Annotated in this window: 15 protein-coding genes; 1 reads left to right on the top strand and 14 read right to left on the bottom strand. The window is 65.6% G+C overall.

All coding sequences use genetic code 11. The features are described from left to right. The first annotated feature begins 30 nt into the window (after positions 1 to 30). Positions 31 to 2,202, top strand: a complete 2,172-nt coding sequence (locus A9Z00_RS10230) for an Ig-like domain-containing protein (RefSeq protein ID WP_296976720.1) — start codon at positions 31 to 33, stop codon at positions 2,200 to 2,202. Positions 2,203 to 2,293: 91 nt separating this feature from the next. On the opposite strand, the gene A9Z00_RS10225 is transcribed toward A9Z00_RS10230, so the two are convergent. From A9Z00_RS10225 to nuoK, 14 genes are all read right to left on the bottom strand, one after another. After that, complete coding sequence (locus A9Z00_RS10225) at positions 2,294 to 2,689, bottom strand: DNA-directed RNA polymerase subunit beta (protein WP_296976718.1); 396 nt, start codon at positions 2,687 to 2,689, stop codon at positions 2,294 to 2,296. 17 nt (positions 2,690 to 2,706) lie between these two features. Continuing rightward, on the bottom strand, positions 2,707 to 3,540 hold the full coding sequence (locus tag A9Z00_RS10220) for a flagellar hook-basal body protein (protein ID WP_296976716.1): 834 nt from the start codon (positions 3,538 to 3,540) through the stop codon (positions 2,707 to 2,709). Positions 3,541 to 3,602: 62 nt separating this feature from the next. Further along, positions 3,603 to 4,469, bottom strand: coding sequence for a flagellar hook-basal body protein (locus tag A9Z00_RS10215; RefSeq protein ID WP_296976714.1), 867 nt, complete (start codon positions 4,467 to 4,469; stop codon positions 3,603 to 3,605). Between the two features lie 120 nt (positions 4,470 to 4,589). Then, a complete protein-coding gene (mreB, locus tag A9Z00_RS10210) occupies positions 4,590 to 5,588 on the bottom strand; it encodes a rod shape-determining protein (protein ID WP_296976712.1) in 999 nt (332 codons plus the stop codon). Between the two features lie 238 nt (positions 5,589 to 5,826). After that, the gene (gene spoIIID / locus A9Z00_RS10205; RefSeq protein WP_296976708.1) at positions 5,827 to 6,129 is read right to left on the bottom strand and encodes a sporulation transcriptional regulator SpoIIID; all 303 of its coding nucleotides are present in this window, start codon (positions 6,127 to 6,129) and stop codon (positions 5,827 to 5,829) included. A gap of 533 nt (positions 6,130 to 6,662) precedes the next feature. Next, positions 6,663 to 7,397 carry a M23 family metallopeptidase gene (locus A9Z00_RS10200; RefSeq protein ID WP_296976707.1) on the bottom strand — a complete coding sequence of 245 codons (735 nt, stop codon included), beginning with the start codon at positions 7,395 to 7,397 and terminating at the stop codon, positions 6,663 to 6,665. A gap of 68 nt (positions 7,398 to 7,465) precedes the next feature. Continuing rightward, positions 7,466 to 8,929 carry a stage II sporulation protein D gene (spoIID, locus tag A9Z00_RS10195; RefSeq protein WP_296976705.1) on the bottom strand — a complete coding sequence of 488 codons (1,464 nt, stop codon included), beginning with the start codon at positions 8,927 to 8,929 and terminating at the stop codon, positions 7,466 to 7,468. Positions 8,930 to 9,421: 492 nt separating this feature from the next. Next, entirely contained in the window at positions 9,422 to 10,804 is a 1,383-nt protein-coding gene (gene murA / locus A9Z00_RS10190; RefSeq protein WP_296976703.1) for a UDP-N-acetylglucosamine 1-carboxyvinyltransferase, read from the bottom strand. A 232-nt stretch (positions 10,805 to 11,036) separates the two neighbouring features. Further along, a complete protein-coding gene (locus tag A9Z00_RS10185; RefSeq protein ID WP_296976701.1) occupies positions 11,037 to 11,282 on the bottom strand; it encodes a DUF1146 domain-containing protein in 246 nt (81 codons plus the stop codon). 1 nt (position 11,283) lies between these two features. Beyond that, entirely contained in the window at positions 11,284 to 14,307 is a 3,024-nt protein-coding gene (locus tag A9Z00_RS10180) for a S8 family peptidase (RefSeq protein WP_296977134.1), read from the bottom strand. 322 nt (positions 14,308 to 14,629) lie between these two features. After that, positions 14,630 to 16,198, bottom strand: a complete 1,569-nt coding sequence (locus A9Z00_RS10175) for an NADH-quinone oxidoreductase subunit N (RefSeq protein WP_296976699.1) — start codon at positions 16,196 to 16,198, stop codon at positions 14,630 to 14,632. Between the two features lie 4 nt (positions 16,199 to 16,202). Next, entirely contained in the window at positions 16,203 to 17,810 is a 1,608-nt protein-coding gene (locus A9Z00_RS10170; protein ID WP_296976697.1) for a complex I subunit 4 family protein, read from the bottom strand. Further along, entirely contained in the window at positions 17,810 to 19,678 is a 1,869-nt protein-coding gene (nuoL, locus tag A9Z00_RS10165) for an NADH-quinone oxidoreductase subunit L (protein WP_296976695.1), read from the bottom strand. Before nuoL ends, A9Z00_RS10170 begins: the two co-directional genes overlap by 1 nt. Positions 19,679 to 19,682: 4 nt before the next feature. Continuing rightward, entirely contained in the window at positions 19,683 to 19,985 is a 303-nt protein-coding gene (nuoK, locus tag A9Z00_RS10160; RefSeq protein WP_296976693.1) for an NADH-quinone oxidoreductase subunit NuoK, read from the bottom strand.

Raw genomic sequence — 19,985 nt, 5'->3', positions numbered from 1 at the left:
ACGTCCGCTTGGGCGCAGGAGGTTGGGAGGATGCGTTCGCACCAGACAACTGGTCTGATGGTCATTCGCCTCGTCGCCGCAATAACCGCGCTGATCCTGCTGGCGCTTCCCGCCATGCCGGCGGGGGCGGCGGACGAGTCGGTGAGGGCGGTCCGGTTTGCCGACATCGACAACACCCTGTCGATGCATGTCGGTGACAGCCGGCAGATTTCGGCCCTCGCGGAGATGTCCGACGGCACCTATCGGGATGTGACGTTCGACGCCGTCTGGAGCACGTCCAACGGCAGCGTCGTCAGCGTGGACAAAGGGCTGCTGACGGCGAAGGCTTCCGGCTATGCCGACATCACCGTGAAATACGCTTCCGCGTCGAAGACGATGCGCGTCACGGTGACGCACGAATTCGACAAAGTGGAGATCGCGTCGTCCGACGGAACGCCGCTGGCCGCGTCGCTCGACGTCTTGGTCGGCGAAGATCTCGGGCTGAAACTGCTGGCTTACAAGGACGGCTCGACCTCGGACGTGACCGGCGACGCGGAGTGGAGCTCGTCCAACGAAGCCGTCGCCCGCGTGGAAGCCGGCAGGGTCGAGCTGCTGGCGCCGGGATCGGTCACGATTTCGGCCCGCTACAAGGGGCGTTCCGACAGCGTCAAGCTGAACATCGCGTCGCCCTATGAATCGCTGTCGCTCACGCCGAATGAGCTGATCGAATTCCGTTACGGCGATGCGGGCGTGCAGCTTGAGGCGACGGCCGTTCGGAAGGGTGGCGGCTTCGAGCTCGTAACGGAGAAGGCCGGCTGGAAGTCCGCCGATCCGTCCGTCGCCACGGTGGAGGGCGGCCTCGTAAAGCCGGCCGGCGTCGGCACGACGACGATCCGCGCCGAGTACTTCGGCGTGCACGCCACGGTGACGGTCGTCGTGCGGCCCGCCTATGCGGCCCTCAGGCTGTCGGCGGACAAGCCGCTGTATCTGCTGCCGGGAAGCGATCCGGTGCAGCTTCGGGCTTTCGCGGCGAACGACCCGGATGAGCCGGAGATCGACGTCACGGACCTTGCCGAATGGAAATCGTCGGACGTGTACCCGGTGACCGTCTCCGGCGGCCTCGTCTCGGCCAAGGAAGCGGGCAAGGCCCGCATCACGGCGTCGTACATGGGCCGGACGGTCGGCGTCGACGTGACCGTCTACCCGCGCGTCCGGTCGATCGAGGTCGAGCGGGAAGCGATGGACGCGTTTGAGGACGGCGAGGGCGCGCTGCCGAAGGTGATCGGCGAGACGCTCACCGGCGAGAAGATCGACGTGTCCGGGGCGGCCGAATGGACCTCGGCGAACGAGGCGATCGTCGAGGTCAGGGACGGCAAATGGTTCGCGCGCGGCCTCGGCGAGACGGTGCTGACGGCGCGCGTCGGCACGCGCACGGCGACGGTGAAGATCGTCGTGCACGAAGAGCCGCTGGCTCTCCTGTCGGACGTCGAAGAGCTCACGGTCGTCGCCGGCAAGACGGTCCCGCTGCCGGATGTGACGCTGGTCCTGAAGAACGGGAACATCGTCGAAGACATCGAACCGAAGCTGGAATGGACGACATCGTCGCCGAACATTCTGGTCGTCAGGGGCGAGCTCAAGGGATTGCTGACCGGCCGTTACACCCTGACCGCTTCCCATCTCGGCAAGAAGCTGTCGTTCCGCGTCAACGTCGAGCAGGAGATCGTCAAGCTGGAAGCGAACCCCGCTTCGATCGAGCTGAACCCCGGCAAGTCGAAGACGATCCGGGTTATCGGGACCTACAAGAACGGCAAGACGGTCAACCTGAGCAGCAAGGTCGCCTGGACGTCGAGCAACCCGTCCGTCGTCACCGTGAGCGGCAGCAAGGTGAAGGCTGTTGCCGCGGGACAGGCGGCGCTCACCGCCGAATATCAGGACATCAAGGTCGTCGTGCAGGTGTCGGTCGTGCCGAAGCTGACCGGACTGAGCGCGTCGGTGAAGAAGCTGGAGCTCAAGCCCGGCGGCACCGGGGCGGTGCGGCTGACCGCCGTGTTCGACAAGAGCTCGCAATCCGACGTGACCGCGCTCGCCGCGTGGACCTCCTCGAACGAACGCGTGGCCGTCGTATCGGCCGGGACGATCACCGCCAGGGAGCCGGGCACGGCCACGATCAAGGCGTCGTACGGCGGCAAAACCGTCTCCATCCGGGTGAAAGTCACGAAATAACCCGGACGGCCATGAACGAAAGGGCGCCCCGCCCGTCTGAACGACGGCGCGGGGCGCCCGTTTTTTTCGCAACCGGAAATCTTGACCCAACTTACGAATCGGCGAAGATCAGATCGAACATGTGGAGCCACGTCTCCAGCTTCCAGACGTCCGCGGCCGATCCGCCGCCGATTTTCGTGTAGCCGACATACAAACCCGCGATCAGCGCCGCGATGCAGAGCAGCGGCACGATGGTCAGGCGCAGCGTCCAGAGCAGCCCCCGGAGAGCCGGATGCATCCGCCGCCTGCGCGGCTTCCCCGGTTCGCCGGCCGGCGGCTTCCCGTCGGTCGGCCTTCCCGCGCCCGCCTCCGTCGGGCCGGACGGCCGCCGCGGCGCGGCTTCCGCCGTCCCCGGCGCTTCCGCCGTCCCTCTCCGGATCGGCGCCGCGGCGCGGACCGGTTCCGTATCCCTTGCCGGCGACTTCGGCCGGTCCTGTCCGTTAATCATGTCTCATCCCGTTTCGCTCACGCGCGCAACTGGTTGGCCAGACTCATCATCATGTCGGCGGATTGCAGCGCGCGCGCGCTGAGTTGGTAGGCCCGCTGGGCCATCAGGAGATCCGTGAGCTCCGTCTGCAGATCGACGTTCGATTGCTCCAGGGCGCCTTGCGTGATCCGGAGGTCGTTGTTCTCGTCCGGCTGCGCGTCGGGCAGCACGTCCGCCGGATCGACGCCGTCGGCCACCGCGTACAGATTGTCCGCCACCGCCGCGAGCGCCTCCGGTCTCACCGGCTCAACCAGCCTCAGCCGGCCGAGCTCGAGGACCTGGGACCCGTCGGGCGAGACGGCTCTGACCGCGCCCCAGGCATCCACCTGCAGCTCATGGCCCGCCGGCAACACGAGCGGCCCGTCCGTGCCGTCCTCGCCGCGCACGACCAGCGGGTAGCCGTCCGCCGTCGTCACGACGACGTCGCCGTCCTCGTTCACCCTCGCCTGGAACGCGCCGTGCCGCGTGTAGGCGCGCCGCCCTTCGCCGTCGACGATCACCTCGAAGAACGCCCGCCCCTGGATGGCGAGATCGTATGCGTTCCCGGTGGTCTGAATCGGACCCTGCGCAAGGTCCGTGAGCACCTGCGTCATCCGCACGCCCCAGCCGGTCGTGAAGCCGAGCGGCGTCAGCCGGCCGGGCTGCGCGAACCGCTCATCCTGCTGTTTCAGCGTCGCAAGCAGCTCCTCAAACGAGGAAGTCTTGCGCTTGTAACCCGCGGTATTCAGATTGGCGATGTTGTCGGCGATGAGGTCGATCTTGCGCTGCATCGCATGCATCGACATCAACGCGTTGATCATCGAGCTGTTCATCGAACCGCTCCTTTCCCGCTCTCATCCAGCATCATACCCGAAAATCGGCGCGAAAACCAGCCCTAGACCTTCCCGACCTCGTTGACCGCCTTGTTCAGCGTACTGTCGTAGAACTGGATGACGCGCTGGTTCGACTCGTACGCGCGGAGCGCGCTCATCAGATCGACCATCGCCTGCGCCGCGTCCACGTTGGCGCGCTCGAGATGGCCCTGCCTCACTTCGATGTTGTCTCCGGCGGCGGCCGGGCGCGCCAGATCGGCGTCCTCGTCGTTCAGCCGGAATTTGCCGTACCCTTCCCGGACGAGGCGGTTCGGGTTCTCGATCACCGTAATCAGGAGCTGCGCGCCGGTATCGGCGCCCGTCGCGTCGACGAACCGGAAATCATCCGTCAGCGTCAATTCTTCGACGGCGACGCCCGGCGGGAACCGGACCGGATTGTTGTCCGTGCCGAGCACGAACGAACCGTCGTTCGTCACGAGATAGCCTTCCTCGTTCACGAGGAACGCCCCGTTCCGCGTATAGCGGACGGCGCCGTCCGGATTTTGCACCGTGAAGAACGCCTGCGGCCGGAACACGACGTTGCCGTTCGCGTCGACGGCCTTGCCGGAACCGTCGAACACGAGTCCGGGCACCCCGATCTCCGACCGGATCGCGAAATCCGACATCCTGCCCGTCCCATACAGGTCGCCCTGAACATGGACCGACAGGCTCTCCTCCGCGAACACGCCGGTGTTCACCGCGCCGATCCGCCTGGGCTTCTGGCCTTCCAGGCCCGTCAGGCGAAGCAGCATTTCGGGGAACGAGCGGTTCACCGACACCGCTTCCTTGTAGCCCGGCGTATTCAGGTTCGAAATGTTGTTCGTGACGGTATCATGACGCCGCTGCTGGGCGATCATCCCCGCCGCGGCCGTGTACAACCCGCGCAGCATGACGAACCTCCTTCCCGCGGCCGCGCCGACTCCGGCGATGCCGCGAAGACTCCGTAATCTATGTATCGGCAATCCGGGACCGGTTTGTGAATATCATGAGGAAGCGCCGGACGGAATGCATCACATTTTCTTCGAACTGACCTTGTCGAGATTTTCGAGCATGATGCCCGTGCCCTTCACGACGCAGTGCATCGGATCGTCCGCGATCAGCACCGGCACCTTCAGCTCGTCGGCCAACAGCTGGTCGAGCCCGTGGAGCAGCGCCCCGCCGCCCGTCAGGATGACGCCGCGGTCGATGATGTCCGCCGACAGCTCCGGCGGCGTCCGCTCGAGCACCGACTTGGCCGCCTGGACAATCGACATGACCGAATCCCAGAGCGCCTCCCGCACTTCCTCCGAACGGATCGTCACCGTCTGGGGCAGCCCGGTCACCATGTCGCGCCCGCGGATATCCATCGATTCCCGGCGTCCTTCGGGATGGACCGTGCCGATCCGGATCTTGATGTCCTCGCTTGTCCGTTCGCCGATCAGCAGCTTGTATTTGTTCTTGATATATTTCATGATCTCGGAATCGAACTTGTCGCCCGCCACCTTGATGGACGAGGCCGTGACGATGTCGCCCATCGACAGCACCGCGACATCCGTCGTGCCGCCGCCGATGTCGACGACCATGTTGCCGCTCGGCTGGAAGATGTCCATCCCCGCGCCGATCGCCGCCGCCTTCGGTTCCTCCTCGAGGAAGACGTCCTTCGCCCCGCTGCGCTCCGCCGCTTCCCGGATCGCCTTCTGCTCGACCGACGTGATGTTCGTCGGCGCGCAGATCAGGATGCGCGGCCGGCTGAACCATGACCGCCCGCCGACCCGGTCGATGAACGACTTCAGCATCAGCTCGGTAATCTCGAAGTCGGCGATCACGCCGTCCTTCAGCGGCCGGATCGCCACGATGTTGCCCGGCGTGCGGCCGACCATTCGCCTGGCCTCTTCGCCGACGGCGAGCACGCGCTTCGTCTCGCTTTCGATCGCGACGACGGAGGGCTCGTCCAACACGACGCCCCTGCCCTTGACGTGAATGGACACATTCGCTGTTCCGAGATCGATTCCGATATCCTTGCCAAACATGATTCCGCTTGTCCCCCAACCGAAATTTATCAGGGCGTTCCGGCCGGCCCCGAAGGCTTGTCCGATCTCGAGCCGTCTGAACACCGGCCTGTCCGAACCCGACGAATACCGCGCGCCGTCCCGTCCCTCCGGGACGGAGGCACACGGTATGTCATGCAGTGTCGCCTTGGTTCCCGTCGGCCCACACTCGATATCAATTCGATGCGATTGTCCGAATTCCTCTATTTTTGTAGAAAGATCAGCCGTTTTTTCCGCTCGTGACACCGGCCGTCAGCGCTTCGCGCTTCTTCGCCGCCGATTTCTTGTATTTGATCTTCGTCGCCTCACCGCCGCGCAGATGTCGGATCGATTTGTGGTACTCGAGAATGTGCTTCACCTGATTCGCCAGATCGGGATTGATCTCCGGCAGCCGCTCGGTCAGGTCCTTGTGAACCGTGCTTTTCGAAACGCCGAATTCCTTCGCGATCGTTCGAACGGTGTGCTTGGTCTCGACGAGGCATCTGCCGATCTTGATCGTCCGTTCTTTGATGTAATCGTGCACGTTCCCGCCTCCCAACTCGGAATGTTTGGTACATTATATGAGTCGGGGAGGCCGATATTCGCCGTGGTCAAGCGTGACAAGCCCGGCCGCGCGCAATTATTTTCCGGGAAATAATCGGGGAACGACACAAGAAGAGAGCAGGGTCTCCCGCCCTGCTCTCTTCGTTCGGATGTGCTGGCGCTTCACGGTCTGCGGACCGTCCGGGACCGGATGCCCGACGCCGGATCGTGCGGCCGGCCCGCGGTCCCGGTTCATCCCGCCTGCCGGGTCGTTCCGCGTACCCGTATCGGCCTGCCGTTCCGCACGGACCCGATGGCCGCAGACGGGATCGTCCGGCGGGCGGTTCCGCGGTCCCGCTTCATCCCCGGCTTTCCGCCTGCCGGCCGCTTCGCCCAACCGGCCGTTTCGGCCCGTTCCCGCTGAACCGCGCGGGAGCCGCCGGAAGCCCTCCGGAATTCCCGCCGGACGCCATCGCGCCGGCGGGCATCCGCAGGATGCGTTCATCCGGCTTCATCCGGCTTCCGGTCCGCGTCTTACTCTTCCTCGTCCAGCAGCGCCAACGGATTGACCGGCGTGCCGTTCTCGCGGACCTCGAAATGCAGATGGACGCCGAAATCCTTTTCGAGCTCGCTGCGACCCGCCTTGCCGATCAGCGTGCCTTGCTTCACTTCGTCGCCGGCCTTGACGCTGATCTCGCCCAGGCTTTGGTACACGGTCACCAGCCCGTCCGGATGCTCGATCTCGACGACATACCCGTTCGTCGGATGCTGCTCGGCGACCGTCACCTTGCCGCTCATCGCGGCAACGACTTCGAATGCGGCGTTGTCGGGCCGTGCGAGATCGATGCCCATGTGCGGAATGTACGTCGTACCGGACACCAGCAGCGCCTGCTGCCGCTCTTCGCTCGGCGCGTCCGCGTCGTAGTGCGGAAGCACGATCTCGAGCTCGCTCCGGTTGACGACCGGCCACTGCATCGTCTCGTTGTCCGCGATGACCTCCAGCGTCTTCTCGTCCGCGGCGGTCTCATCTTCCGTCGTCACGTCGCTCACTTCGGCGGACCCCTCATCGGCCGGCTTGACGTCGGCCTTCTCGGTCGTCCCCTGGTAGAGCCACATGATCGTTACGATGATTGCCGCCGCGGCCATGAACAGCGCCGGAGATACCCATTTCTTCGACAGCAATCGCCTCCAGCCGCCCGGTCCGGCGGCACCGCTGCGGGACTGCCTGGTCGTTTCCTCAAGCGGTTTTTGCTTGTCCTGTTCATTCATTTTTCGATCACCTCACCAGCCATTCTTGCCAGTGAGGAATCTTTTATACGTCCGGCGATTGATAATTTTCAAGTTTTGAAACTTTCGAATCGTCCCGCGAGATTTTCAGAACGGACCAGCCGGGCGCCCCGGTAATACCAGGAGAGAATTTGTTCCGCATCATTGCCCGCCAGGGCCAGCGCCTGTGCGCCGTACTGGCTCATGCCGACGCCGTGCCCGTGACCGCGGCAGACCAGCCTGATGGTGTCGTCCCGGACGCTCAGGCTGAAATTGGCCGACGGCAGCCCCAGCGCTTCGCGCACCTCGCGGCCGGACAGGACTTTACTGCCGACCCGGAGTTCTTTCACGCTGCCGCCGGCCGTCCTGCTCAACACCCGGATGCCGCCCTTCCGGTCCCGCTTGCCGATGCCGAGCCGGTCATAGAACTCCTCCCGCCCCATCTCGATCACCTGCTCGTACCGGGGGGAGATCAGCGCGTCCCACGGGCTGGGCACGCTTCGCAGATAGGGCACCTCCGTGGACCAGTAGTCTTCCGCATTCTCCGTATGGCCGCCGCTAGTCGAAAAATAGACCGCCTGTATCGGTTCGCCGTCGTAGACCAGCACCAGTCCTTCCGTCTCGGCGACCGCCCGTTCGATGCGTTCCATGTCCTCCGTCCGCTCGCACTCGAGCTGCCGCATCCGCTCCAGCGGAACATACGCCTGGTCGGCCTCGCCGTCCGTCACATCGTAGTCCCGGCGCCCGCCGCCTTCGTCCTGCGGCCCGGTGAGCAGCTTCCGGACGATGTACGTCCGGGCCGCAATCGCCTGCGCCTTCAGCGCCTCCAGCTCGAAACTTGCCGGCATCTCGCCCGCCACGACGCCGCGGACGTACGTCTCCAGCGGCACCGTCTCCACCCGCCGCCCGCCTTCCAGATAGACGCGCACGAGGGGCTCTTCCGGACCGCCGGATTCCGTGATTCCCGATACGTCTTCAACGCCGGCCTGTCCGGTTTTCGCACGCGCCGATGCGCCGTTGCCTCCGTACCTTCCGTCCTCCGGCCGTCCGGTGATGCGTCCGGCCGCGGCCGTCTCCCCCTCCGGGATGCCTCCGCCTTCGGCTCGTCCGGTGCCCGACGGCACCGGAACGCCCGTGCCGTCGGCCCGCCCGGCTTCCGGCCGAACCGGCGCGCTTGCGTCACCGGCGCCTCCGTCCTTCAACCGCCGCTCGCTTCCCTCGCCGGCCGTCCCGGCATTCCCCGGCGGCCGCCGTTTGCTTCCGATCCCGGCCGGGCCGCGGGCCGACCGCCGGTCGCCGACGGATGCCGCCGTCGCAGCTTCCTCCATCCGCTCCGCTCCCGGCGCCCCGACCGTCCGGTCCGTCCGGCCCGCGCCGGATCCCGCGGAAGAACCGCCGGATTCCGACAGATCCCCGCCCGCCATGATCGTCTTCGCCAACATGGCCGCCGCCATGCCGGCCAGGAATGCCGTCCGGATTCCCGTCCTTCCGCCACCGCCCCGCAGGATGCGCCACCATGCCGGTCTTCGTCGCATTCCGCATACCCTCCAATCGACACGGGTTCGTCCGGTTGAATCTCTCATCCGACGGGTCTGCTACATCCTATGAAGCGGATTGCTAGAACAGAACCGCGAACCTCCCGTTGCCGGACAGCGCTCCGCCCCCGGATTCGCGGCCGCGGGTCTCGCCCTCCCGCGTCCGCGCCGCTCCCGGAGCCTTCCTCGTGCTGCCGCCTTCTCGTCCTGCCGCCGGCACATCGTCCTCCCGTCACACGAACCGGACCCGCCTCCGCTGAACCGGACGGGCACCGGAACGGGCAGACCGGTGACTCTCCCGCCCGCTCCGGGCAAACGCAAGCGAACATGTGGCCCCTAATTCGGCGGAACCCCCTTCGAATGCAAAAAAAAAAAAACGAGTCCGGGCTGCGGCATGCGGACGGCAAGCCGGTCCTCCCGCCGCTTCGGCCGCACCGCCGGACAAAAAAAGAGAACGCGCCGCAACCGGCGCGTTCCTGCATCACGTTGCCATTATGCCCACGAAGGCCGCACCTGCACGAGGGCTGGCTCCTTGTCGCGGACGAAGACGGTCTGCGCCCCCTCTTCCTCCGGCCGCACCGCATGCAGCGCCCCCGCCGCCTTGGCGGGATCCGCCTCGGCATCGATCCGGCGGATGTCGGCGCCGAGCGCCGCCAGCTTCTCCGTAATCTGCAGATACCCGCGATCGATATGATGAACGCCCGTGATCTCGGTCTCGCCTTCGGCCGCCAGCGCGGCGCAGATCAGCGCGGCGCCCGCGCGCAGATCGGTGGCGCACACCTTCGCGCCGACCAGCCTGGCGCCGCCCGTCACGATCGCGGACCGGCCTTCCACGCGAATCTGTCCCTGCAGCTTGCGGAATTCTTCCACATGCATGAAACGGTTCTCGAACACCGTCTCCGTCACGACGCTCGTCCCTTCCGCCACCATGAGCAGCGCCATGATCTGCGCCTGCATGTCGGTGGGGAACCCCGGATGCGGGAGCGTCTTCACGTCGACGGCCTTGAGCGGACGGTTCACCGCCACGCGGATGCCGTTTTCGCACTCCCGAATTTCGACGCCCATCTCTTCCAGCTTCGAAATGACCGGCGTCAAATGGTCGACGATCGCGCCTTCGATCAGGACATCCCCGCCGGTGATGGCGGCGGCCACCATATAGGTGCCGGCTTCCACCCGATCGGGAATGACCGTGTGCTCGGCCCCGCACAGACGGTCGACTCCCTCGATGCGGATCATGCTCGTGCCCGCGCCGCGCACGACGGCTCCCATTTTGTTCATGAAGTTGGCCAGATCGACGATCTCCGGCTCCCGGGCCGCGTTCTCGATGATCGTCGTCCCTTCCGCCAGCGCGGCGGCCATCATGATGTTCTGCGTGGCGCCGACGCTCGGCACGTCAAGATAGATCTTGGCCCCCTTCAGCCTGCCGTTCGTGCGGGCGTCTATGTAACCTTGCCCAAGGGCGATATCCGCCCCCATGGCTTCCAAGCCTTTCAGGTGCTGGTCGATCGGGCGCGTGCCGATCGCGCATCCGCCGGGAAGCGAAATGCGCGCCTGTCCGAATCGCGTCAGCAGAGGTCCCATCACGAGGAAAGAAGCCCGCATCTTGCGGACGAGTTCATAGGGTGGCTCAAAGCTGTTCAGCGATGATGCGTCGACGGTTACGGCGTCGCCTTCATGGCGGAAATCCGCGCCGAGCGACGTCAGCACCTGCCGCATGGTGAGCACGTCATCAAGGAGGGGAACGTCACGGATGATGCTGACGCCTTCTTCGGCGAGCAGCGACGCGGCCAGAATGGGCAGCACCGCATTTTTGGCGCCGCTGTTGCGAACCGATCCGGAGAGCCGCCGGCCGCCGCGTACGATGATTTTGCTCATATGGGTCCCTCCGCGCACATGATCCTGACCTTTCACGATCCGAACACGTGCAGTTTTTCATCCGTCCAACTCTCTCTGAACAATCTTAGCATTTTCTTACACAGATCGACAAGCATAATTTTTCGAATCTTTACAGGAACTGCGCAAATTTCCGTACAATCTGCATCTTTCGGGACCGCAGGCGGGATTCGGGACGCAGAATCAATACCATTGTTGACGAAATGGGTCCGCATTATTCGACAAGCAGCCGCAGCGACGCCGACCATTCCCAGTAGTCCAGCACGAAGCGGGAGAACAGGTAGCCGATCGCGACCGCGAGCATCAGCCGCAGCAGGATCGCCCGTCTGCCCTTGGGCTGCTTCAGGAATACCTCCAGCTTGAGCTCCTGCAGCAGGACCCAGGCAAGGTAGACGCTCAGCAGCATGATGACCATGGCCAGAAGCGCATTCATCCCGACGGAGAAATAGATGTCCTCCATCTCAGCTCATTCTCCTCTCCTCCAATGCGCGGAGCAGCAACACGCTGAATTCCGCGCGGCTGATCGGTTCATCCGGCCTGAACCGCCCGCCGGGGAAACCGATCAGAAGCCCCTCTTCCTTCAGCCGGTTGACCATCGGCGCAGCCCAGTGGCCGGGCCGGAGATCGGCGAACGCCGGCGCCGCCGCGTCCAGCGGCTTGAGGCCGAGCGCCCGGCCGATCATGACGGCCGCTTCCGCCCGCGTCACCGGCCGGGACGGACCGAAGGTGCCGTCCGGCATGCCGTTCACGATGCCGGCGGCCGTCGCCCGCCGGATCGCGTTGTAGGCCCAATGACCCGCGCCCACATCCCGGTAAGCGGTCCGGGCGCCGGACGAGCCGGCGGGCGCCAGCGCCCGCACGAGGAGCGTGACCGACTCCGCGCGGGAAATGCCGCGATCCGGCTCGAACCGCCAGTTGCCCGTGCCCGACACGAGGCCGAGCCCGCTCAGCTTCACGATCGCCTCCTCCGCCCAGTGGCCGGCGATGTCGCGGAAACCGCCCGTCAACCGCTCCACGTTCACCCGCAGCCGGTACAGACTCCGGTCGAACGGCCGGTCGGCCGTCAGCCGGATGTAGTGATCGCCTTCATCATATTCGCGCTCGACGCGCAGGCCGCCGGCTCCGGCCGGCGTTTCGATCGTTTCGATGAGCTGCTGGCGCCGGTCGAACACCTCCATCTTCACGCGGCGGTCCGAAGGCACTCCGTCCAGCGTGACCGTCACGACGGAGCGCGCGTTCAGCCTGAATCGGAACCAGTCCTCATCCCCTGCGGCAGCGAATACTCCCCGATATTCCGTGCCCGGCGTCATGGTCGTCGCCTGGTAGATCCGGTCGTTCGGCTCGTTCGGATCCACGTGCCTCCGCTCGAATTCCAGCATCAGCGTATAGGTGCCGACCACGGGATGGGACGAAACGGACGTGGCGTCGCGCACGCGGATCAGGTAACGCCCCGGGTTCACCGGTATGCTCGCCCGCTCCGTGACGCCTTCGCCGTAATCGTCGATGCGTTGTTCCGGACCGCCGCGTTCGGGCTTGATGAGCAGGGCCGGATCGATGCGCATCGTGTCGACAGAGAGCGTCACCTTCAAATCGCCCGTCTGGTCGATCGTCACGGCGAACCAGTCCAGGTCTCCCTGCCGGTGGAACGTGCCGGTCAGCTTCAGCCGACCGTTCTCCAGCGTCACCTGACGCGCGGCCTCCCGCGTATCGTTCGGCTCGAAGGCGTCGGCCGCCATCCGGAATCCGGTCGTGAGCTTGTACGGCACGACCGTCTGATCCTTCCCGTTCAGGAACTTCAATTCGAGCCAATGCGTTCCGCGCTTCACCTGCCACTCGGCCCCGGAGTCGTCCTTCCGCCATTCCGTCGAGGTCCGGGACCCGTCCGGCCGGTGCAGCGTCGCCGATACGGCGGGATGGGATTTCCGCTCGCCCGGATGCCCCTCAAACGTTACCGTCAGCCAGCCGTCATGCGGCACCTCGATTTTGAACCAGTCAACGTCGGTACCGCCGCTCAGGCTGCCCGCGATCTGATTGGCGTACGGCAGCACGGCCGCTTTCTGGCGCGTGTCGTTCGGCTCCCGCGCATCCGGCGTCTGCTTCGCCTGCAGCGCCCGATCGACCCGGAGCAGCCCCGCTCCGGACTGGTGATCGCGTCCGGGAGCGCCGATGTCCTGCGCCGTCTGCATCAGTCTCTCCCGGACCTGCCAGACCTTCAGATTCGGCTCCCGCGACCAGACGAGCGCCGCCGCCGCCGCGACCTGCGGCGCCGCCATCGACGTGCCTTCTTCCTTTCGGTATCCGCCGCCCCGTGACGTCGTGTACACTTCCCAGGCCGCCGCGATATCGATTTCCGGTCCGGCGTTGGATCGGGGTTCCGGGCTGCCGTCCGAAGCGACACCGGCCACGGCGAACACGGTCGGATAGGCGGCGGGATATTTGACCGCTGCCTTGCCGCCGTGCAGCACGCCGTCATTGCCGCTCGCCGCGACGAGCAGCACGTCCTTCTCCTCGGCATAACGGACGACATCCAGCATGTAGGGGGAATAGCGGTACAGCCCGACGGAGAGCACGATGATTTTCGCGCCGGCATCCACCGCCCTCACGATCGCCTCGCCGAGCATCTCCTCGTCGCCGTATCCGCTCGAATCCAGCGCCTTGACCGGCATGATCTTCGCCTTCCAGAGCACGCCGGCCGTCCCGATGCCGTTGTTGCCGACGGCCGCCAGCACGCCGGCCACCCGGGTGCCGTGCCCGTTGTCGTCCTCGGGCGGCTGGCCCGGGGAGATCAGATTGATCCCGTCCACAAGGTTGTCCTTCAGATCCGGATGATCGAGGTCGATTCCGGTATCCACGACCGCGATCGTCAGGTCGGTTGCCATGCCCGGCGCCAGTGACCAGGCGCGATCGGCACCGATCAGCGACAGATGCCCCTGCTTGTCCAGATGGGGATCGTCGGGCCTGTCCGGCCGATCCATCGCCGCCGTGACTCCGTCCGTCCGCTCCTTGCCGGATCCTCCCTCCGACGCGAGCAGCTTCACCTTCCCGACGGGATGGACATATTCCACATCCGGATGCGCGCTCAGTCGTTCGAGCCAGCGCTCCGGATCCACCCCCTCCTCCGGTTCGACCAGGTCGACGCGGATCTCCGGCTGCCGCATGCGCACGACGGTGCCGGGAAGCCGCGAGGGATCGGCCGCGGCGCCTTCCCGCCATTTGAGCGCCCAACCTGCGGCCGCGTATCCGCTTTCCGCCGCCCCCTGTGCCGGTCCGTCCGCGGGTGCATGGCCGGCGGCGCGCGGTCTGGCGCCGCCCGATGCCGCGGCCGAAGCCGCCTCCCCGCCGGGCGCACCCGGCAAGACGGCAAAAGCCAGCGCAAACGCCAGCACAGCCGCGATTGCGGCCGCGCCGCGCCGCCGGCGCCGTCCGTTCCGTTCCCCGTCCATCCGGTTTTCCCTGATTCGGCCGTTCCCGTATATCATGCGCATCACGATCTGTCCTTATCCATGACCCGATCCTCCATGCCATGAACCTATTATAATCGATTGGATGTGCCGGTGCGCTTAAAAAACTTTCACGTGACTTTTTACGCACGTTCGTCCGCGTTGCGAGCCCGCTTCCGCCACCTCGACCCGCCGCTTGCGCCCGCACCGATTCAGCCCCCGAAAACGCGATCCGGCCGCATCCCGTCCAATCCGGACAAGATGCGGCCGGACATTCCGTATCTTCTCTCTTTTCCCGGACCGCCGCCCCCAGCCGGCCGTCCGGCCGTCCATCCTTTCCCCAAAAAGCCGGTTGCAGTGCGCCGGATTACTTCGGCACCGCGATCCAGATGTCGCGCGACAGCGTCACGGCCTGCTCGAACATGTCCATGAACGCGTTCGGCAGAAAACCGAGCGCCAGCGTCGCAACGACGCAAATCCACGCCACGATGCCCGTCGGGGCGGGGACGCTGAGCTTCGCCTCCGTCTCGGCGGTCCGCATGAACATCTGGCGAATGATGCTGAAGTAGAAGTAGTACGAGATGACGCTGGTGACGACCATGATCGCCGCCAGCCAGTAATCCTTCATCTGCACGGCGCTGAGCAGGATGAACAGCTTGCCGAAGAAGCCGCCCGTCACCGGCAGCCCGGCGAGCGAGACAAGCAGCACGACCATGCCCGCCGCCGTCCAGGGTGCGCGGTAATACAGCCCGGCGTAGCCCTTCAGCTCGTCGTGGCCGGCCGCTCGGCCGACGACCGCCATGACCGCAAAGGCGCCGATCGTCATGAACAGGTAGGCGACCAGGTAAAACGCGAAGTCGCCCAGATTGTTCGTGGACGTCGAGCCGATCCCGATCGCGAGCGGCACGAGCAGATAGCCCGCGTTGGCGACACCCGACAGCGCGAGCAGCCGCTTCACGTTCTTCTGGCGCAGCGCCGCCGTCGTGCCGACGATCATCGCGGCCGCCGCGAGCACCTTCAGCGCGAGCAGCACGTCCTCGCCGACGGGGCTGACCCCCGGCCCGAGGATGAACGGCGTCTGGATGACGGCCGTGTTGAAGATCACCCGGACCAGCGCGATGAACGCCGCGGCCTTCGAGACGACGGCCAGGAACGCGGTGACCGGCGTCGCCGCCCCCTGGTAGACGTCGGGCGCCCACGCATGGAACGGCACGGCCGCGATCTTCACCGCGAAGCCGGCGACGATGAAGAACAGCGCGACATAGACGAGCGCCTGGTAATCGGCCGCCGCCTGCTCCAGCGCCCAGGCGATCCAGCCGAGGTTGGTCGATCCCGTTACCCCGTACAGATACGACATGCCGAACAGGATGATCGCGGACGAAACGGCGCCGATCACGATATATTTGAACGCCGCTTCGGACGCGAGGCTCGACTTCTTGCGGAAGCCGATCATCACGTACGTCGAGATGCCGAGCAGCTCGAGGCCGACGAACATCGTGATCAGATCCGCCGTCGAGCAGAGGACGAGCGCGCCGGTCACGGCGGGCAGCATCATCGTGAACGTCTCGCCCTTGTCCGGAATCGCATCGTCCCGCTCGATCGTCCGGATGCCCATCAGCAGGATGAGCATCGAGGCGGTCAGGATGACCAGCTTCATCACGAGCGCGAAGCCGTCGATCCGGTAGCTGTCCGAAAGCAGCGACACGACCTCCGCGTCGCCGTCGAACGGATTGAACATCGCGAACTGCCCGATGACGGCGGCCGCGGCGCCGGCGAGCGAGGCGAGCGTCAGCCAGCTGATCCACCCGCGGCGAACCGTGTTCGGCAGCAGCAGATCAAGCACCGTCAGCACAATCGCCGCGCCGACGAGAAGGATCTCGGGGACGAGGTAAGCCACATCCGGCCCGGTAAGGGCTTGCGTTGCCGTCATCAACATGCGGTTACCCCCCCATCCTCGCGTTGAGCTGCGCGATGATGTCGTCGAAGCTGCCCTGCATCGCATCCGTCAGTACGGAAGGATAGATGCCGAGCAGCACGATGAAGGCCATGAGCGCGATCATCGGCACGGCTTCGATCAGCCGCGCGTCCTTCAGCGCCGCATAGCGCTCCTGCTGCGGGCCGAACGTGATCTTCAGCACGCTGCGCAGGATGTACACGGCCGCCAGAATGACGCCGATCGCGGCGATCGCGGTCACCCACTTCATCGTCTCGAACAGGCCGAGGAAGCTGAGGAACTCGCCGACGAACCCGGACAGGCCGGGCAGCCCGAGCGAAGCCACCCCCGCGGCCAGCAGCATGCCGCTCATGAACGGCATCGGACGCGCGAGGCCGCCGAGCTCGTCCAGCTCCGTCGTGCCGGTCCGCTCATGCAGGCTGCCGACGATCAGGAACAGCAGCGCCGAGATGAGGCCGTGCGAGACGAGCTGGTACACCGCGCCCTGCAGGCCGATCTCGTTCAGCGACGCGATCCCGAGCAGCACGATGCCCATGTGGCTGACCGACGAATAGGCGAGCACGAGCCGGAACTCCGTCTGGACGAACGCGAGCGCCGCGCCGTACAGCACGCCAGCGGCTCCGAGCAGCGCCAGCACGAACGCCGCCTCCTCCGCCAGCCCGGGGAACAGCCCGACGCCGAAGCGGATGAGACCGTAGCCGCCCATCTTGAGCAGCACGCCCGAGTGGATCATGACGACGGACGGCGGCGCCTCCGCGTGGACGCGCAGCATCCAGGTATGGAACGGCAGCATCGGCAGCTTGATGCCGAACGCCGCGAGCAGCAGGATGAAGATGGCCCACCGCATGCCGTCGCTCAGCGCGAACGGGTTCTCGTAATGGCCCGGCAGATTCGTGAGCGAATTCTCGGCCGTCAGATTCGACCGGATCGTCGCGTAGTCGCCGGTATAGACCAGGTCGCCCCCCTGCTGCGTCGCGTTCAGCGACGCGCCCGCGGTGGCGATCAGCAGCACGAACGCGATCAGCATGAGCGCCGAGCCGAGCCCGTTGTAAATGAGGAACGTGTTCGCCGCCTTCTCCCGGTTCAGCGAGCCCCAGATGCCGATCAGGAAGAACAGCGCGATCAGCGTCAGCTCGAAGAACAGGAAGAACAGAATCAGATCGCGCGCGAGGAACACGCCCAGCATCCCCGTCTCGAGCAGCAGGAACCAGACGTAGAACGCTTTCCAGCGCTTCTTGATGTGAACGGACGCGAGCGCGGCCATCACCGCGACGAGCGACGCGAGCACCACGAGCGGCAGCGACAGGCCGTCGATCGCGAGATGATACTGGAACACGTAGGCGCTCGATTCGATGTTGACCGCCTCGTGGTTGAGCGCGATCGTGATCCAGTCCGCCTTCTCCCGGAAGGCGTCCGGGTCCGACGCATCATGCACGGCGAACAGCCAGAGGGACAGGGCGAGCGGGACGAGCGTCGTGACGATCGCGGTCCAGCGGAGCGCGCGACGGTTCGTCCCCGGCAGGAAGAGCAGGACGATGAGCCCGATGATCGGCGAGAACGTCAGCAGCGTCAGCCAGGGAAAAGAGCCCGCCATCACCAAAACCTCCTTCCGGCGATCGCCGCCGCGAGAATGACCAGACCGATCACGGCATACAGGCCGTAGGACTGCAGCTGGCCGTTCTGCATCCGGGTGGCAGCGCGTCCCGTCCAGACCGCCGCACCGCCGGCCAGCCGGACGGCGCCGCCGACGACATGGCGGTCGAAGGCATCGAAGGCCCGCCCGATCGCGCGCAGCGATACCACGAAGACCGCATGATAGATTTCATCGATGTAATATTTCCGCTCCAGCAGCCGGGTCAGCCAGGGCATGCGCTTCGTGACGGCGTCGCGCGGAATCGCGCCCTTCACGTAGATCAGCCAGCCGAGATAGATGCCCAGGAGGCCGACCGCCGTGGAAACGAGCATGACGAGCGCCGTGCCTTCATGCGCCGCGGCATGTCCCGTCAGCCATTCGCCGAACCAGCCGGTTCCTTCGAACGGCATCTCGACGAAGCCCGCGACGACCGCCAGCAGCGCGAGCACGACGAGCGGCACCGTCATGACGGCCGGCGACTCGTGACCCGAAGCGCCCTTCCGCGGCTTGCCCGCGAAGACGAGGAAGAACAGCCGCGACATGTAGAGCGCCGTGAGCAGCGCGGCCGCGATGCCGATCGCGAACAGCGCCGGATGGTCGTGCAGCGCCTCCGCCAGAATCGCGTCCTTCGACCAGAAGCCCGAAAGCGGCGGAATGCCGGCCAGCGCCAGCGCGCCGACCGCGAACGTCCAGGCGGTCGTCTTCATCGTCTTGCCGAGGCCGCCCATCTCGTGGATGTTCTGCGTATGCACCGCGTGGATGACGCTGCCCGCCCCGAGGAACAGGAGCGCCTTGAAAAACGCGTGCGTGAACAGGTGGAACATCGCCGCCGTCACCGAGCCGAGCCCGAGCGCCATCATCATGTAGCCGAGCTGGCTGACGGTGGAGTAGGCCAGAATCCGTTTGATGTCGTCCTGCGCGATCGCGATCGACGCCGCGAAGATCGCGGTGAAGGCGCCCACCCAGGCGACCGTGTCGAGCGCCGCCGGCGACGCCTCGAAGATCGGGAACGTGCGGGCGACGAGGAACACGCCGGCGGCGACCATCGTCGCGGCGTGGATCAGGGCGCTGATCGGCGTCGGACCCTCCATCGCGTCCGGAAGCCAGACGTGCAGCGGGAACTGGCCGGACTTGCCGACCGCGCCGAGGAAGATCAGGATCGCGATCAGCGTCGTGATGCCCTCCGTGATCAGGCCGGTTTGACCAAACACGTTCGCGATCGCGGCGAACGACAGGTCATGATCCGGCATGTACCAGAACAGGAGCAGGAGCGCGATCAGGAACCCCACGTCGCCGACGCGCGTGACGATGAACGCCTTCTTCGCCGCGGCCTTCGCCTCCGGTTTGTAATACCAGAAGCCGATCAGCAGGAACGAGCAGAGGCCGACGAGCTCCCAGAAGATGTAGAGCATCAGCAGATTGTCGGCGATCACGAGGCCGAGCATCGAGCACGTGAACAGCGCCACGTACGCGAAGAACACGGAGATGCGCTCGTCGTCCTTCATGTAGCCGATCGAATATACATTGACGAGGAATGCGACGAGCGAGACGACGACCATCATGAGCGCCGTCAGGTTCGTCACGTCGAAGCCGACGGTCAGCGTGTAGCCGCCGATTTGGATCCAGTCGAAGCCGTTGTTGTACTCATCCGCACCGCCGAGCTGCTCGATCAGCACCAGCGCCGACAGGACGAGCGACGCGAGCGACCCGAGCGTGGCGATGACCGGACCGGTCCGCTTCATGCCGCGGCCGAACGCCAGCAGGATGAGGAAGGCCGCGAGCGGGAAGACCGGTACGAGCCAGGCGTATTGCGAAAGCACGGTTTCCATGCCGCTACCTCCTCATCTCATTGAATTCGTCGACGTTCGCCGAGCCGCGCGAGCGGAACAGCGCGATCAGGATCGCGACGCCGACGGCCACCTCGGCGGCCGCCACCGAGATCGTAAACAGCGAGAAGATCTGTCCCGTGAGCGACGGCACGACGCCGTATTTCGAGAAGGCGACCAGATTCAGGTTCACCGAATTGAGCATCAGCTCCACCGACATCAGCACGATGACGGCGTTGCGTTTCGTCAGCGCGCCGTACAGCCCGATGCAGAACAGAATGGCGGCCATGGTCAGATACGAGGACAGCAC

This window comes from Thermobacillus sp. ZCTH02-B1 (assembly GCF_002159085.1).
In the GTDB taxonomy this organism is placed as follows: Bacteria; Bacillota; Bacilli; order Paenibacillales; family Paenibacillaceae; genus Thermobacillus.
This window is presented reverse-complemented; position numbering and strand designations above follow the sequence as displayed.

Bases quoted from the DNA above. Each gene is read 5' to 3' on its own strand.
- A9Z00_RS10175 (WP_296976699.1), bottom strand. From the start codon at position 16,198: ATGTTGATGACGGCAACGCAAGCCCTTACCGGGCCGGATGTGGCTTAC.
- A9Z00_RS10180 (WP_296977134.1), bottom strand. From the start codon at position 14,307: ATGCGCATGATATACGGGAACGGCCGAATCAGGGAAAACCGGATGGAC.
- A9Z00_RS10215 (WP_296976714.1), bottom strand. From the start codon at position 4,469: ATGCTGCGCGGGTTGTACACGGCCGCGGCGGGGATGATCGCCCAGCAG.
- nuoL (WP_296976695.1), bottom strand. From the start codon at position 19,678: ATGGAAACCGTGCTTTCGCAATACGCCTGGCTCGTACCGGTCTTCCCG.
- A9Z00_RS10225 (WP_296976718.1), bottom strand. From the start codon at position 2,689: ATGATTAACGGACAGGACCGGCCGAAGTCGCCGGCAAGGGATACGGAA.
- spoIID (WP_296976705.1), bottom strand. From the start codon at position 8,929: ATGCGACGAAGACCGGCATGGTGGCGCATCCTGCGGGGCGGTGGCGGA.
- A9Z00_RS10220 (WP_296976716.1), bottom strand. From the start codon at position 3,540: ATGAACAGCTCGATGATCAACGCGTTGATGTCGATGCATGCGATGCAG.
- murA (WP_296976703.1), bottom strand. From the start codon at position 10,804: ATGAGCAAAATCATCGTACGCGGCGGCCGGCGGCTCTCCGGATCGGTT.
- A9Z00_RS10230 (WP_296976720.1), top strand. From the start codon at position 31: ATGCGTTCGCACCAGACAACTGGTCTGATGGTCATTCGCCTCGTCGCC.
- A9Z00_RS10170 (WP_296976697.1), bottom strand. From the start codon at position 17,810: ATGGCGGGCTCTTTTCCCTGGCTGACGCTGCTGACGTTCTCGCCGATC.
- mreB (WP_296976712.1), bottom strand. From the start codon at position 5,588: ATGTTTGGCAAGGATATCGGAATCGATCTCGGAACAGCGAATGTGTCC.
- A9Z00_RS10185 (WP_296976701.1), bottom strand. From the start codon at position 11,282: ATGGAGGACATCTATTTCTCCGTCGGGATGAATGCGCTTCTGGCCATG.
- A9Z00_RS10200 (WP_296976707.1), bottom strand. From the start codon at position 7,397: ATGAATGAACAGGACAAGCAAAAACCGCTTGAGGAAACGACCAGGCAG.